The sequence below is a fragment of the Streptomyces sp. NPDC016677 genome, assembly GCF_055562815.1.
Genome location: NZ_JBVHEO010000012.1, coordinates 20,019 through 37,602 on the forward strand (window position 1 = coordinate 20,019; position 17,584 = coordinate 37,602).

General features: G+C 77.9%; 2 protein-coding genes (1 of these 2 running past the window's edge). Both read left to right on the plus strand.

The annotated features are described in order from the left end of the window. On the plus strand, positions 1–360 hold the full coding sequence (locus ACZ3IG_RS26660) for a hypothetical protein (protein WP_467435201.1): 360 nt from the start codon (positions 1–3) through the stop codon (positions 358–360). Continuing rightward, positions 360–17,584: the 5' end (the start) of a scabin-related ADP-ribosyltransferase gene (locus ACZ3IG_RS26665; protein ID WP_467435202.1), read on the plus strand. 18,619 nt of this gene lie beyond the right edge of the window; only the first 17,225 of its 35,844 coding nucleotides appear in the window; the start codon lies at positions 360–362; the stop codon falls past the right edge of the window. The genes ACZ3IG_RS26660 and ACZ3IG_RS26665 overlap by 1 nt, the downstream gene beginning before the upstream one ends.

Consider the following 17,584-nt stretch of genomic DNA (forward strand, 5'->3'; position numbering starts at 1 on the left):
GTGCCGGAGAACCTGCGCGTCGACACCGACGGCCTCGAACGGGCCGCCGCAGCCCTCCAGCCCGTCGCCGAGCGGCTGCGGGTGCTCGCCGAGGGCGTCGGACGCCAACTGAACGCTCTCGGCGACCCCGCGGGCGACGACAAGTTCGGCCGGCAGTTCAAAGGCAAGCACGACCCGTCCGCCCAGCTCGTCATCGAGGGGGTGACGGGGGTCGGCAGGGCGCTGACCGAGGCACGGACCGGGCTGTCGAAGATGGCCTCCCTCTTCGAGGCCGCCGAAACGGGGGCCACCCGCACGACCTCGCGCCTCAACTCCGCCATCGGCGAGGGGGGCACCTCGACGGGCGGGGGCCGCCGCTAGTGGCCGAGGTACCCGAGTCACTGCGGTGGGCGGCCTACCTCACCGGGACCGAACTGCCGGAGGCGGACCCCGAGGGGCTGCGCCGCCAGGGGCAGATCTGGGCCGAACTGGGCCGTGAGGTCGCCGGCATGGTCGGGGAGATCAACGCCGTCAACGCCCAGGTGCAGGGGCACGTCGACGGGCAGCCCGCGGAGGCCTTCGGCGACTACATGCGGCAGCTCAACAGCACGCTGCCGGCGCTGGCGCAGGCCGCGGCCAACCTGGAGACGATGAGCGACGACTTCGCCCTCCAGGTCGAGCACGCCACCAACCTCGTCATCGCGATGCTGTCCTGGATGCTGGTCGAACTCGCCTTCCTGATGAACTCGCTGTTCGGCCTCGCCGCCGTCCCCGCGCTCATCACGGGCGTACGCCAGATCATCATGACGATCATGAAGCGCCTGCTGATGTCGGCGGCGGTGGGCACCGGTGTCATGGCGGGCCTGGAGACGCTGCTCCAGGGCATCGAGATCCTCCAGGGACACCGCAAGAAGCTCGACCCCAAGGCCATCTCCGACATGGCGGTCGGCGGCGCCATCGGCGGCGCCGCCTTCGGCGCGCTGTCCGGCCTGGGCCGGGTGGTGGCGCCGCGCACGTCCGACACGCTGCTCGGCCGGGCGGTGATCGGCGGTACGGCGGGTGTGATCGGCGGCGTGGGCGCCGGCGCGGCGACCGGCGGGGCGGTCGATCCGGAGCTGGCCTTCCTCGGCGGCGCGGCGGGTGCCGCGCTCGGCGCGCCGGGCTTCGGCGGAGGGCGCCGGCCGGGCGCGGACGATCCGGCCGCCGGGGTGGCGGACCTGGTGAAGTCCCTCCCGGGGGAAGCGGACTTCACTGGTCCGGGTGGCCAGAGGGCCGGGTCGGTCACGGATCCGCTGGTGGTGTCCCCGGGGAAGGGCACCGGGGACGAGGGCGGCGCGGGCGGGCCGGCGGGTGGCACCGGGCCGGCGGTGAGCGGCGGGTCCGGTGCGCCGGGGAGGGATTCGGCGGGGGCCGCCGCGTCCGCCTCCGGCGCACCGGGGGGAACGGGCACGGCCTCCGGCAGGGCGAACGGGACGCGGACCGGTGCGGGCACGCCTGACGGCGAGACGGCATCCGCCGGGGCGGCGGGGCGTGGTCCGGCCCTCCGGGACGAGGGGACGGCGGCGGGTACCGGGCCGACGCGGACGGGGCTGCCGGGCTTCGAACCGGCGCAGGCCGCGGGAGGCCCGGGGGGTGGCGCGGCCCGGACGAGTGCCGGGTCGGGTGTTGGCGGGGGTTCTGAGGCGGTGTCGTCGGGGGGTGGCGCGGTCCGGGCGGGTGTCGGGTCGGGTGTTGGCGGGGGTTCTGAGGCGGTGTCGTCGGGGGGTGGCGCGGTCCGGGCGGGTGCCGGGTCGGGTGTCGGCGGGGGCCCGGAGGCGGCTTCCCGGGAGGGCGTCACGGTCCGGACGGGCACCGGGGCGGGCGCCGCCGGAGCCCCGGAGACGGTACCGCCGACCACCGCCGCGGCCGGGAACGGCGCCGGAAGCGGACCGCGAACCGGCGCGGGGGAGCCGGAGGGTTCCGGGGCGCCGCCCCGGTCGGCCGGGGCGCACGGCATCACGCCGTCCACCGCACCGGTGGTGGGGCGTCCTGAGGGGACGGGTGTGCCGGTGGCGGTGCCTCCTGAGGGGACCGCCGCACCGGTGACGGCACGTCCCGACGGGACCGCCGCGCCGGTGACTTCCGCACCGGATCCCGCGCCGGCCAGGCCGACCGGTTCCGGGGACGGGGCAGTTCCTGTTCCGGTGAGGGCCGGTGAGGCGGGAGGTCCCGGGAGCGGGACGGATTCCGTTCCGGCCGGGGACGTCGGCCCCGACGCGCCGGGTTCGACGCCCTTGCCGGTTCGTGACGCGGACACGGTGCCCGGCGGCACCGGCCCGGACGGGACCCCGGTGGCGGCGTCCGTGCGGAGCGCCGGCCCGGGAGCCGGTGAGGACGCCGGCGCCAGCGGTCCGCCCGCTCCGTCGCCGACCGCTGCCGCGGGCAGGACGGCGGAGTCCTTGGCGCCGGTCACGCCCGGGCGGACCGACTCGACGGTTCCCGGCGGCACCGGCCCGGACGGCGCCCCGGCCATCGGCGCACCGGTTCCCGCGGGCCGTACGGAGGTGGCGCCGGCCGTCGGCCGGCCGGACGCGGCGTCGGCTCCCGGCCGTGCCGACCTGACGCCGGCCCCCGCCCGCCAGGACCCCACGGCGACCACTCATGCCGCCCCGCCACGTCCTGCCTCCACCCCGGCGCCCGTGCGTCCCGGCGTGGGTGAGGCGGGTCCGACGCCCGTCGTCCGCACGGAGAGCACGACGGCGCCGGGCGGGGGAGGCCGTACGGACGCGTCCGCGATCCCCGATTCCGGTGGCCGTACAGAGACCTCGGTCCACCCCGCCACCGGCACGGGCCCGGCGGTGCGGGACGGCGCGCCGGCACCGGCGCGGGCGGACGGCGGCGCCTCCGGCACCGGACGGCCGGGCGCGGGCGAGGTGAACGCGGGGCCGGTCCCGTCCCGTGCCGGCGACACCACCGGGCCCGGCCCCCGGCCGGGCCCGGAGGCTCCTGCGGCGCCACGTACCGAGCCCGGGTCCGGCCGGCCGGGCGTGACTGAGAGGGCGCGGGCCGAGGTGCCGACTGCGGCACGCGCCGAAACCCAGACGGGGCCACGCGCCGAAACTCCGGCGGGGCCACGTGTCGAAACCTCGGCGGGGCCACGTGTCGAAACCTCGGCGGGGTCACGTGTCGAAACCCCGGTCGGGTCGCGTACGGAGGTTCCGGCGGCGTCCCGCACCGAAAGCTCAGCAGGCCCCCGCACCGAAACCCCGACAGGCCCCCGCACCGAAACCTCAACCGGCTCCCGTACCGAAACTCCCGCCGCAACGCGCCCCCAAGCCGCCGCAGGCCCCCGCACCGGAACCCCCGCCCCGCCCCGCACCGAAACCCCTGCCCCGGCCGGCCGGCCCGCGGAGGCCACCGCTCCGGTCGTCCGGCCGGCGGAGGCACCTGACCCGGCCGACCGCGTCGCGGGGGGCCCACCGGCCGCCGCCCGGACACCGGAAGCCACGGAGGCGTCCGGCCGGCCCGCCCCCGACGGCGCGCCGGAGGGCACCGCGTCCGCCCCGCGGTCGCCGGACGGCTCCGCGCGTTCCGGCGCCGCCGACGAGGGTGCCGCCCGGGACGGTCGCGCGGGCGAGGACCCGCCGGGCCCGGCCGGTGACACGGACACCGGTGTGCGGCCGGCCGCCGACCGGGCGGCCGGACCGTACGTCTTCCGCGGCGACGATCCGGCGCTCGCGGGACGTTGGCGGGAGGCCCAGGAAAGCGTCGTCACCGGCCACCGCCTCCGGTTCGAGGTCGAGGACGCGGCGCACCGGCGGGTCCGGGAGGCGTTCGCCGCCCACCTGGCCGGTCCCGAACCCGTCTTCCCCCGGCCGGACGCCGGTGTACCGCCGGGCGACAGGGGGCGGACCGCCCCGCACCTGACGAACCACCCGGAGCGGGAGAGCGCCGGGCTGCGGTTCGCCGACGACGAGGCGCCCGACCCGGCCGTGCGGGACGCCCGGGAGGTCTGGCGCCGGGAGACCGAGGACTACTTCGAACAGCGGTGGCGGCCCGACTTCGAGGCGTACCTGCGCGGCGACATCGCCCGCTCGGAGTTCTTCTCGCGGTTCGACCGGCTGTCCGCCGGACTCCGTGACGACTTCGAGATCACGGCCGCCGCGCGCCTGGCGCACGACACCGCCGGGCAGCACTTCGACCGCCTGGCCGGGACCGGCCTGACCGCCCTGGGGGACGTCAGGGCGGCGCAGGCCGCCAAGAACGGGCAGGACGCCGGGGGCACGCCGGACACCGACGGCGCGCGAGGCGGCAGGAGCGAGGAGTCCGAGGCCGCGGCGCTGCGGCGGCGGCAGGAGACGGGCGACGGCGAGGGCACCTGGGCACACCTGCCGGACGACGTACGGGCGCGGGCCCGCGAGGCGTACGTGAGGGACGCCACGGCGGAGGTGTACCGGGCCGCCGAACGGGTGCGGGCCGAGGAGGGCGACGCCCACGAACCGCTGCCGATGGACCGGCTGCGCGACCGGTTCGCCACCGGGATCGGCGAGCTGGACCGGGGCCTGCGCGCCCGCGTGGAGCTGGAGGCCGCCGCCGATGACATCTTCCTGCGGGCCGTGGACGCCGCCCGGGTGGAACGGCCGGCGGTCCGCCGGGCCGGGGACGCGGAGGACGCTCCCCCCACCTGGGTCGAGCGGGCCCGCGAGGACTTCCGCGCCGAGTTCGACGAGCTGACCCGCACCCTGCCCGGCGACGAGAACCGGCTCACCCGCCGGGCCTCCTACGACGAGTGGCTGGAACACCGCGACGCCGTCGAGGCCCGTCTGGCCGACGCGCACGGGCGCTGGACCGCCCGGCTGCGCGCCACCGCCGTGGCGGAGGACCTGCGGGCGGCGGTCCCCGGCGAGGTCGAGGCGGCCCGCGCCGACTGGGCACGCTCCACCGGACACGACCCCGGGGAGACCGGCGCCGTCGACACCGACGCGGTGATCACCGCCCACCGCGCGGACCTGACCGCCGAGGGCGAGAAGTTCCTGGCCGGGCAGCGGCCCTGGGAGTTGTCCCCGGAGGACTGGCGGGCCTACACCTTCCACCTGCGGCAGGCCCAGCACCGGCTGGTGACGGAGCTGCCGTCCCGGCTCGACTTCCAGGTGGGCCTGCAACGCGCCCTCACCGAGGCGGAGTTGATGATCGAGCGGCTGGACGCCGAGGGGCCCGCCGTACAGCGTGCGCGCGAGGGACTGCGCGAGGACGTCACCCGGGTCTTCGGCGAACTGGCCGGCCGGGACGGCGACGGAACCTGGACGCGGGAGCGGGTCGCGGACGGCGAGACCGTCTTCTTCCGGGACTACGTCCCCCTCGCCCGCCGCTCGCTCACCGACCGGCTCCAGCTCGAGTACGGCATGGAACGCGCGCTGCGCGAGGGCGGTGAGCGGTTCCACGGCCTCACCACCCACCGCGGCGAGCTGACCGGACGCGCCGCCCGCCGCTTCGACGTCGCGGAGGAGACGTACGACCGGCTGGCCGACGACTTCCGGCAGGACTGGACCGGCCGCTACCACGACCTGTACGGCCCCTCCGAACGGGACGTACGCCTCTGGCTGGAGCGGGAACGGGAGCACGGCGACGCCTTCCGTGAGACCGTCCGCTCCGAAGGGGAGGCGCTGCGCGAGGAGACGGACCGGCCGTTCGACGCGGCCGGGCGGCAGCGCGCCGATGCGGCCCGGGACACGGCCCGGCAGGAGAACCGCGCCTGGCGGGCCCAGGTCGCCGCCAACTTCCAGGGCTTCCTCGGCAAGAGCGCCGCCCTGGAGGAACTCGCCGGACGGGCCGAGATCCCGGCCGGGCAGGTCCGCTCGCCGCGTGTGCTCCAGGAGTACCAGCGGGAACTGGGGGAGCTGCGGTCGTGGTTCTCCCGCGAGTGGGACGCCGCCGCCCGCAACGCCTCCCCGGAGCAGGAGGCGGCGGCCCGTGACGCGCTCACCGGCACGGCCCGGGACCGCTGGCAGGACCTGGCCGGACGGACCCGGCGGCGTGACGAGGAGTACGCGGCCTGGGAGCGCGCACCGTCCTGGACCCTGGACCTCGCCCGCCTGGAGATCAGCCGCACCCCCTTCGAGGAGGCGGGCCGCCCCCTGCCCGATGACGGACCGGGGCACGTACAGCTCCAGGAACTCCAGACGGCGGCCCGCCCGGAGCAACCGCCCGCCACCGCGGTGCCCCAACCGTCCGCCGCCACCGGGACGTCGGCGGATCTGCGCGGCACCGTCCAGGCCCGGGACCGCGCCTACGGCGAGTTCACCACCCGCCTCGCCGACCACCCCGCCCTGCGTTCCCCCGAGGCGGCCGACCGGGTCACCGCCGTCCGGGAGGCGTTCGCGGACGCCTGGACCCAGGACCGCGCCGCCGGCCCGGCCGAGCTGACCCCCGGCCGGGCCCGGGCCCTGGCGGAGCTTCCCGCGCGTCTGGAGGCGGTACGCGAGGACCTGGCCGCCCGCGCGCAGACCCGGCTCGTCTTCGACACCGAGGTCGCCACGGTCCTGCCCGAGGGCCGGGACACCCCGGCTTTCGCCGCGACCCCGGCGGCCGTGGCGCTCGCCGACCGGTTCCACGACGCGACGGCCGGCGCGGCGGCGACGGCCGGCCTGGTCCGCGAGTTCCAGGACCGCTACGCCGAGGCCCACCGGGCCTGGGAGACCGACCGCCGGGCACGCGCGGCCTACGACGGCGCGCTGCGCACCACCGGCCCCGACGGCCGCCGCGTGGACCTCGCCGACGGCCACGCCCGGTGGAACGCGCCGGAACGCCACTGGTACGCCCGCCGGCTCGACGCGGAGCGCGCACGGTACGCCGCCGAGTACGCCCGCGCCACGGCGCTCCAGGACGCCGACGCCCGCCGGGAGGCGCTCGCCCTGCTCGACGAGGACGCCCGGCAGACGGCCCGGTACCTCCAGCGGCGCACCCCCGCCGCGGTCGAGCGGGAACAGTGGCTGGCCGAGCGCACCGCCACCCGGGCCGACCGGACGTGGAGCGCGGACCTCACCGCCTGGCACGAGCGGCGGCACCGGACCCTCGTCCAGCCGCTGACCGACCGGCTCGAACGGTACGGACCAGAAGCCGCCACCGAAGCGCTGCACCAGTACGACGCCCAGGCCGAGGCCCTGCGCCGGGTGGCCGAGGCCCGCCACCGGGCCGAGCGGGCCTTCCAGGCGCTGCACGAGGAGACGGCGGGCACGGTGGCCCTGACCCACGCGGCCACCGCCGACTGGGCCCGCACCCACATCGCCGGGCTGCGCGGCGCGTACGTCGACGGCGTCGTCTCCGGGCGGACGGCCGGCCTCGTCGCGCCCCCCGCGCACGCCGACGCGGCGGACTGGCGGGTCGCGGCCTGGGAGAACGCCCAACGGGACCTGTACGCCCGCTACACCGAGCTTCTGACCCGGATACCCGCCGAACCGGGCGCCGACGCGTCGGCGCCCGCCGGGCCGGCGCCCGCCGCCGAGGTGCCCGCCGACGAGGCGACCGACGAGGCGTTCCTCCGGTGGGCGGCCGAGGCGGCACCCTCGCTCACCCCGGACCAGCTCGCCGCGGTCCACGACCGGGTGCGCGGCACCCACGGCCGGATCACCGACGCGGAGACCACCGGCGAACGCCCGGCGGAACAGACCCTGCGGGACGCCTTCACCGTGGCCGCCGCGCGCGAAGTGGGGGCCGACCACGGCCAGGCCGCCTTCGACCGGGTCTTCGACCAGTGGGCCCGGCGCAGCACCGACGCCGCGTCCGCCCGGACGGACGCCGCCGGCCGACCGCCGTTCCGGTTGACCCGGGAACTGGCCGACGCGGTCTACGAGGAGACGGCCGCCGCCTTCCACCGGCGCTGGGACACGGCGCTGCGCGACACCTTCGCGGGACTCGACCTGCGCGAGGGCGCGAACGACGCGCTGCGGCGGGCCGGCCGCGAACTGCGCTCCCTGCTCACGCGGGTGCCCGCCGAACTCGACCGGCACGCCCGGTTCCACGCCGAGACGGAACGGCTGCGTACCCGGCTCGACGAGACGGCGGCGTCCCTGGCGGACCACCTCGCACCGGACCAGCGCCGCCTGCTCACCGCGCTCGACGCCGTGGACACCGTCGTCTCCGCACCGGGCCGGGCCCGCCTGCTGGAGTCCGTACGGGACGAACTGCGCGACGCGTTCCACCGGTTCTTCCCGCCGGCGGACGGCGCGGACGGCGCGGCCGGAGCGGTGACGGACGGCCGGACCGCCCCGGCGCGGTCCTGGGCGGACCACGTCGACGCGCTGGTGTCCCGGCTGCCCGGCCGGCTGGCGGAGCAGGCGCTGCGCGAGACGGCGGTCCGCCGCGCTCAGGAGGCCGTCGAGGCGGCCGTCACCTTCTGGTCCGAGTCCGGGGGAGGGGCCGGCGAGGCCCTCCTCTCCCGTCTCGCGGTGGACACCGCGCACCCGAACGCGGAGTTCGTCGAGGAACTGTCCGCCGCCGTCACCGCCGGTGTGCACCAGCGTCTCGACTCGGTGCTCGCCACCGACGCCACCGACGCCACCGACGCCAGCGACACCACCGACGCCGCGGCCCCGGTGGGCGCGGCCCGGCCGGAACGCCTGCGCGCCGCGTACACCGACCTCACCGACCCCGGCCGGCTGCACGCCTGGCTCACCCGGCGGCACGCCCGCGACCGGGTCGAGGCCGTCTCCGGCCGGCTCTTCGACGAGCGGCTGAGGCACTGGAGGGACGAGCACGGCGACCGCGCGCTGAGCGACGCGGACGCCGCCCGGGCCCGCGCGGGCCTGGACGAACGGCTGCTGGCCGCCTTCGACACCCTGTTCACCGCCGGTCCGCCCACCCTCGGCGACACCACCGGAGCCCTGCGCCGCTGGGACGCCGTCCTCGTCGAGGAGACCCGGGCGCTCCCGGCCCACTTCGCCTTCGAGGCCGGCGTCGGCCCGGCTCTGCGCGGCGCCGCCCGCGTCTTCGACGCCCTGAGCGGGGGCCAGGACACCCGGGAGACCGACGACCCCGACGGCCACCGGCCGGCCGGCGACTTCCGCGAGGACTTCCTCGCCGCCTACCGCGCACTGTGGGCCCCGCAGCCGCTCGCCGCCTCCTGGTCCGCCCAGGAGGCGTACACCACCGACGCGTTCACCACCGCCCTCGACGCGGCCCGCGCGCGCCGGACCGGCCCCGTCGACTGGGCCGTCACCCACCCCGCCGACGTGCTCTCCCCGCACGACCTGGACGGCCGGCCGCTGCTCGACGGTGCCGGCCGGCTCACCGGCTACGACCTCCTCCCGGACTCCGTCCAGGGGCCCGGGCGGGTGCGGGGGGAGGAGCCCCGGTCCGTCTGGCGCTTCGCGTACGACCCCGGGGCGCCGCCAAAGCGGGCGCCCGCCGTCGTCCTCCGCCGGCAGGGGCGGCCGGTACGGCTGACGCTGCCCGCCTTCGCCGACCTGGTCGCCCGCCACCGCTTCAACGAGGGCCCGGTGTGGCTGGTCGCCGACCACGGCGCCCGTCACGGGCTCGACCTGGCCCGGACGGTGGCCGACCGGGCGGGCACGCCGGTGTACACGCACACCGGCCGGGTCACCCTCGCCGAAACCCCGTTCGGCGACCTCGCGATCACGGCCGAGGCCCGGCCGGACACCCTCGCCCCACAGGGCCAGTGGATCCTGGTGGACCCCTCGGAGGAGGTCCCGCGCACCCCGGTCGCCGACCGGGACGAGAGCGGACCCGAGAACTACGTCCGTACCGTGGACGGCGAGACGCTCCACCACCGCTCCCTGCTGCTCACCCCGCTGGCCGGCCCTGACAGCCGTACGACCGGGCATGTCTCGCTGTCCGACGCGGAGTTCGCGGCGCACGAAGCGGCCCTGACGGCCGTCCCCGCCCACGCCGGTTACCGGGTGGTGTCGGGCCGCCCCGAGGACGACGGACGCACCGCCGCCACCCCCTGGGCCGGGCGGCGGGGCCCTCGGCACTTCCTGCTGCACCACGGCGCCGAGGACGCGCCCCACGCGGTGCTGACGACCAGGGAGGGGCGGCAGGTCCGGCTCGCCGCCGACCAGATGGCGGCGCTGCTCCGGCGCCGGGCGAGCTTCCGCGCGTTCCGGCGCACCGCGCCCGCGGACGCCTCCGTCGTCACGGTCGTCTGCTACACCGCGCGGTCGACGGCCCTCGGGCAGCCCGCGTACGTCCAGCGGCTCGCGGACGAGCTGGGGCTGCCGGTCACCGGGCCCACGGGCCGGGTGCTGCCCCTCCCGGACACCCTCGGCCTCGTGCCCCTCGACGGCACGGTCGGCTGGCGCAGCGCGCGGCCGGGGGAGCGCGAGCCCGTGTTCGAGGGCTTCCGGACGCGGACCTCCGCCCCGGCCGTCGACGCGGACGCGTTCGCTCTCAGCGCTCCCCTCCGCCACCGGCTCGCGGACGGCCGGGAGCTGGACCCGGACGAGGACCCGCTGGAGCCCCGCCGGCGCACCCCCGACCCCCTCCTCGACAGCGTGCTCCACACGGCCGCCGCGCTCGCCCCGCCGGCGGTCCGGGGGACGGACACGGACGGCGCGGACCGCCGTACGCGGGCGGACGAGACGCCCGAGCAGGTCCGCGACCGGCGGGACGCCGACCGGGTGTTCGCGCCGCCCGCGTACGCGGTGGCGCGGGATCTGCGGGGCGGCGCGGGCACGGAACGGCTCACGCCCGTCGACGACCGGCTGGCGGCGGCCGTCCGCGACGGCGTCCTCGCCCTGCTCCCCGAGCGGCTGCGCACCCCCGCCGGGCAGGACCTGGACGCCTACTTCGCCGCCACCGACCTGGAGGACGACCTGCGGGAGGCGCTCGCCGACCGGCGCACGCTGGTCCTGCGCCCCGCCGGCGAGCAGGTCACCGCCACGGTCCGGCTCCGCCTCGGCGACTGGACCCAGCTCACCGACCCGCGCGGCGAGCCGGTCACCGCCACGGACACCGGCGCCGCCGCGGGCCGCGACAGCCGTACGCCGTCCGCGGCACAGGTCAGGGAGTGGCGGGAGAGCGTCTCCGCCGACCGCACCGTCGACCACACCCCGCGTGTCGGCCTGCCCCAGCCGGTCTCCCAGGCGCTCTCCCTGGTCCCGCCGTTCGCCCAGGTCAGCTCCGCGGTGCAGGGGCTGTTCACCGGGTTCGCCCGGACCTCCGCCCTGAACGCCTCCAGCACCCTCGGCAGCACCCGCACCATCCGCCCGGCCGCCGCGCCCCGGACCGTCCAGTTCCTGCACGACGTGGGCGTCGACATCGAGGTACGGCGCCCCGGGCAGGAGACCGCGCGCCACCGGACCGTCCTCGAAGGCGCCCTGACCTCCGCCCACCCCCGCCGGGCCGTGCGTGCCCTGCCGGCCGCCGGCGCCGTCCGCCACGCCACCTCCGCGCTGTGGGCCGGCCTGTCCGGCGAACCCGCGCCCGGCACCGCCGGCCTGCGCGCGACCCCCGCGGACCAGAACCTGGACGCCACCGTCGCCCCGGCCGTCCCCGCCCACGTCGGGCCGGCGGTCACCGTGCCGGACGTGTCCTGGGTGGACTCGGTCACCGGTGCCGCCGCCTACCGCGCCGCCGTGTTCGCCGCGGCCGGCCCCGCGGCGGCGGACCCGTCGACGGCCGCCTTCCCGGTGCTGGACGCCTTCGCCACGGCCCGGTCCCTGCTGTCCGGCCTGCACGACGCGGCCGGCGGCGGCCACCACTCGGCCCCGCTCGGGTACGCCGACGGACGCGCCGACGCCGTACGGGTCACCGCCTCCTTCCACAACCCGCGGCCGGTCCCGGACGCCGATGAACTGGCCCGGATCGACATCGAGGACGTCCGCTCCGGCGCGGTGGGCGCCTCCCTCGTCCAGTCCGACGCGTCCACCACCGGCACCGGGTCGGCCGTCTCGATGGTCGCCTCCGCCTTGGGCGTGCCGTCCCGCGTGCCGCTGCCCGGGGTCACCTACGGGCGGTCGGTGCAGTACACCCGGCCCGGACAGCAGGCGGACCACCTGGAGGCGCGCCGGCTGCGGCACACCGACGAACCCACCTCCGTCGTCGAGTTCGACGTACGGCTGGAGACCGGCACGCTGAGCGGCCGCCCCGGCCGGACCGCGTGGATCACCGCCCGGGTCCGCATGCTCACCGCCGACGCGCGGCGGCTCGGCGCACCGGCGGCACCGGACACCGCCCGGCTCACCGGTCAGCGGTCCGCGCCCGCCGGCACCGGGCACCTCGCCGCCCGCGACCCCGAGGCACTCGCCCGCACCGCCCCCGGCCGGGTACTGCGGCTGCCCTCGACGACGGGCGAGTGGCTGGCGCCCACCAGCCGCGTCGGCGCCGTGGACGCGGCCGGCGCCGCCCGGCTCCTGGACCGGGCGCTCACCCTGGTCCACGACCGCTTCCCCGGCTACCTGGCCTCCCGTACGCCCTGGCGGGACACCCCGCCCGGCACCGCGCCCGCCGCCCGCGAGCGGGTCACGCTGCCCCACCACGTCGGCAACCACCTGGCGCTGGCCGCCGCCCTCGCCCCGGCGGCCCTCGCCCGGCGCGCCCACCTGCTGACCGGGCAGGGCCACACCGTCGAACTGACCCGTCCGGCCCGGACGGGGACGGGCGACGAGCGGCTGCGGATCACCGTCCGCGCGAGCCTGGACCCGGCCGCCTTCACCCACCAGCGCTCCCGCCCCGGACAGACCGAGATCGTCCACGGCGCCTCCTTCGACCTGCTCAGCTCCGTGCTCCGCCGCTGGAAGGTCACCGCCGGCCTCGGCATCAAGCTCGGCGACCTCACCGACACGGCGGACGACGCGGTCGGACAGCTCAGCGGCACATTGGCGCCGAAGGTGAGCTGGAGCCGGTCGGTGGACGAGACCGGCGGATTCTCCGCGGCCGGTGCCTTCGGCGGCGGATCGCTGTGGCTCGCCGAGTTCGACGGCCCGGTCGCCTTCCACCTCACCGCCGAGCCGGTGACCGGCACCGGACAGCACCCCCCGGCCCCGGTCACCGCCGAACCCGTGCCGGTCCGCGCCACCCTCGTCGCCCCCGAGGACCTCGTCCTGGAACAGGACGCGGCCGGGCGGCTGCGCAGCACGCTCGACTTCGAGTCCCGTACGGACACCGCCGGCACCGCCCTGCGCGTCCCCCGCACCGCCGACCCCGCACCCCGGCGGACCTGGACCCCGGCCCCCGGGGAGCGGCTGCCCCAGGACACCCTGCACGTCGTCCGCACCGACCACCTGTACCCGCACGCCGAGCGGCTCCTGAGCGAACTGGGCGTGCCGCGCCTGGACCCGGCCGACGAGGCCGCCCTGCGCACCGCCGTCGCCGGACTCTCCTCCCGCGTCCACGACCTCACCGGCACCCCCCACCCCCTCTGGACCCGCCCGGTCGGCCGCGGCACCTTCGGCGGGCCCGCCCACGTGGAGGTCTCCGTCCAGGCCCGCGTCGTACGGCTCGACGCGATCGGCCGCAGCGACCACGCCTTCCACTACGACCACACGCTCACCACCGCCCGCGTCCGCAGCACCCGGACCGACGACCGCCTCGCCGTCAAGGCCACCGCCAGTACCTCCCTCACCGGCCTGCACCCGCAGGACTCGGAGCTGCCCGCCGACCGGGAGGGCGCCCAGACGGACGTCGAGTACAGCCGCACCGCCCCGGCCTCCGTGCGGCGCGCGGTCGACGGACGCAGCGAACGGACGCACACCACCGTCGGGCCGCACGTGTGGGCCGAAGCACCCACCGAGTTCACGGTCACCGTCCGCCGCTGGGAGGAACTGCCCGTGCAGATCCTCGGCGGCCTCAGCTCCCGCCGGTACGGCGAAACGTCCCGCACCGGCACCCCGCAGCACGCACCGGGCCTGGCGCTGCTGTCACCGCAGTCCGCCCGGGCCCGCGGCCTGGACCCGGACGGCCCCGCCGCCACCCGCGACCAGGACCCGGCGACCGATCCCGGCCGCGACACCGCCGCGCCGCTCGCCCCCGCCAACGTGCTGCACGGCGACGGCCTCGACCACGCCGTGCTGCTGCGGGTGCCCGACCTCGCCCCGTTCGTCCACGAGATCCTGCCAGGCATCCGCCGGACGCTCAGCCGGCAGCACGCCGACGCGGTCGAGGCGGAACTGTGGAAGGTCGCCCCCCGGCAGGGCACCGCCGCGCTGCTGGAGACGATGCTCGCCGGCCTGCCGATCCTGGTGCCCCACCGGGACGAGGCCCGTACGTCGATGGCCCGCGTCACCCTCACCGCCGAACTGCTCGACCCGCGCGCCGTCGGCCGGGAAGCCGGCGCCCACCTCCTGGAGAGCGCGCACCTGCGCGCCGAGGAGAACACCCGCACCACCCGGACCAGCAGCACCGGCGAGGGCCGCACCGCCCCGGCCGCGACCAGCGAGCAGATCGACGCGCTCACCGAGGACGGCGGTCCCGCCACCGGCCTGCTGCGGCCCGGTCACAGCTCCTCGGACAGCCACCGCACCCACACCGCGGACCGCCGCGACACCGGCGTCCTGAGCGTCCTGCGGCCGCACGTCACCGCCTTCGACGTACGCCTCACCGCCGAACTGGAGACCCACCGCGCGCTCGGCGCCGGCTTCTCACCGGTCGGCATGCTGATGCCCGTCGTCGGCTGGCGCGGCGCCGAGCACCTGGCCACCCGGCGGCTCCCGGACGCACTGCGCCTCGGCTTCCCCGAACGGCTCACCCGCCCCGGCCCGCCCCCCGCGCCCCGCCCCGCCACGCGGATCACGCCCGGCCCGGTGGACGGCCCGCCGGAGGGCCTGCGGCTCCCCGGCGATCCGCTCCGGGACGCGTTCCTCGGCACCGTCGGTGACCTGCGGGGCCTGCGCACCGCCGCCGAGTCCCTGTTCGCGAGCAGGGACCTGCGCACCGGCTCCTCCCCGGCCGCCGACTCCTGGCAGGGCGGCCTGTTCCTGCTGCGCTCCCAGATCGCGGCGGTCTTCAGCCGGCCCTACCTGGCCCAGCGGTTCATGGAACTGGCGGCCGGCGGCATCCTGCGCGAACCGGTGACGCTGCCCGGCACCGGCAGCGACCTCTCCGGCCACCTGGAGGTCAGCCTCGCCGTGCGGGGCCTGCGGGAGACGGCCCCCGGCGTGTCCGGCGGCGATCTGCCCGACACCGTCGTCAAGCCCCCGGCCCGCTCCGTCATCCTCCCGGCCGGCCGCCCCGGCGCCGACGTGCGGCTCGGGGGCCCGCTGAGCGCGGACCGCGACATCGCCGCGGCCCGCAGGCGCACCGGCGACCCGACGTCGGCGCCGGGCCGTCAGGACGACGGCTCCTTCGTCCGGCTGGAGGCCGACGCGGTCACCTGGCGTCTCGTCTACCGGCCGGACGGCGGCCGGCCGCGCGCGGTCGACGCCGTCGTCAGCGAGCGGGCGGCCGTCCTCTACGTTCCCGCCGACCGGCTGGACGCGCTGCGGCCCCATCTCACCCGCGCGGACGCCGACGACACGCCCTCCGCGGACCAGGACCGCGACCAGGGCAAGGGCAAGGGCAAGGCGCGCGCGGCGGCGGACGGGGAGGAGCCGGCCACCACCCCGCCGACGCCGGAGGAGGAGAGCGCCGCCACCGAGGAGTACGCCGCCGCGCTCGCCGAAGTGCACCGCGCCGAGAGCGACCTGGCGGCCCTGCGGACCCGGCTGGAGCGGTCCAGCCTCGGCCAGGACCCCCGGGCCGCCGGGCTCGACGCCGCCGCGCGGGAGCGCGTGGCGGCGGCCCTGGCGCGGGCGTCGGAAGCCCACACCACCCTGGCGGAGGTGCTGGAGCGGGCGGACGGCGAGCGCGCGGACGTGTCGAGCCGGCTGGCGGCGCGGACCCGTACCGACGCCGAAGTACGGGAGAACCCCGGCCTGTTCGCCGGAGGAGTGCTGGGGCGCCTGCTCGGCGGCACCGGCCGCGGCGCGGCCCGCACGGACGAGCCCGCCGCCGCCCAGGACGCCGCACGGGACGACGGACCGGGCGGGGCCGTCGAGCTGCGCCCGCTGGCCCCGCGGGACGCCCGCGTCGCGCCGGTGCGTGGCGGCCCGGACACCGACGTGGCCCAGGAGCGGCCCCCGGCGCAGGACACGGCGCGGGCGCCCGCCGACGCGGCCCGGCAGCAGCCCGAGTACCCCTGGTACCTGGACGTGGGTCCGCTGGGGCACGTCGCGGTGGCCTCGACGGTCGGCTTCGGTGCCTACGACGCCGACCACGCGGCCGGGGAGATCGCCGCCGCGCTGCCCGACGCGGTCCGCCCGCTGGCCCCCGAGGTGGCGGACGCGGTCCGGACGATGCTGCTGACCACCGGCCGGAACGCCTGGGAGGACCTCCTCACCCACGGCGTCACCCGCACGGTGCGCGGCCGGCTGGTGTGGCTGCGTCCCGTACTGGCCGACCCCCGGCCGGCCCCGCAGGCCCAGCGGTCGGACGGAGTCCGGGAGTACGGCGTGCGCTTCGCGACCACCGCCGGAAGCCGGGAACTCACCCGGGGCCGGGCGGTCGGCGCGGACGCGGCCACCCTGCTGGGCTTCAGCACCGCCTCCGCGGTGGCCTCGTCGATGCTGCTGGGGCTGCCGCAGGTGCGGGCCGAGGCCGCCGCGAAGACCACCGACATCCTGCGCCGCAACGTCATCGCGGGCCGCACCCTGTTCATCGCGTCCAACCGGCCGTTCACCGCCGGCCTGCGGGTCCGGGTCTTCGTGGACGGCGTCGAACACACCCCGGACGTCACCGTGGACCGGCGGCTGCGCGTCGAGTTCCCCACCGAGTACACCGGCCCGGACGCCCCCCGCCCGGACACACGGGCCGCACTGATCGACGCCGGACCTGACGCGTCGGCCGGCTCCGGTCTCGGCGTGCACCCGCCGGTGGTCAACGCCGTGGACTACACCCCTGTGGTGGCCGCCCTGCACCGCAACCTGCGCCAGGCCGGCCTGGACGCCGCGACCGCCGAACGGTTCATGCGCGAGGCCGAGAAGACGCTCAACGAGCGCACCGCCCGCGCCCGCAGCCGCTGGCTGATCACCGGCGGGGACACCTCGGGCGCCTTCGCCGTACGGCTCGGCGCGGGGCGGTCGGCGCAGGCCCGGGTGACGGTACGGGCCGAGATCGACAGCCTCCAGCTGGCCGGTGTCACCCGAGGGCTGCAGACCCGCGACGACCTCGGACGCGGCATGGCCAGGGGGGCCGGCCGGTCGGGCAGCGGTTCGGCCGGCCTCGCCCTGGGCTACAACGCCTACGGCTTCTCCCTGCCGGTCACCGAGGACACCGGCGGCTCCTCGGCCCGGGGGCTGCTGCCGCTGCTGGGTGTCAGCGCGGACCGGGGCGGCGGCAGCGGGCTGACCGTCACCTCCCAGACGCTCAACCACACGGTCCTCAACGCCCGAGGCGACCAGGCCCGCTACCGGGCGGGGCTGCGGATCACCGTCGAGGTCGGTGCCACGGGGCCGCTGAAGGTGGCGCCGGTCGTCGAGGTGGTCGAGGCGGAACTGGCCGTGCCGTGGCAGGACGGGGAGGGCGCCGCCCGGTTCGAGCGGCAGGTCCTCGGCGCCGTCCACACCCCGCACCTGACCGGCACGCCGAGCGTGCTGCCCGCCCCGGTCGCGGCCCATCCCCACGTCCGGGCACTGCT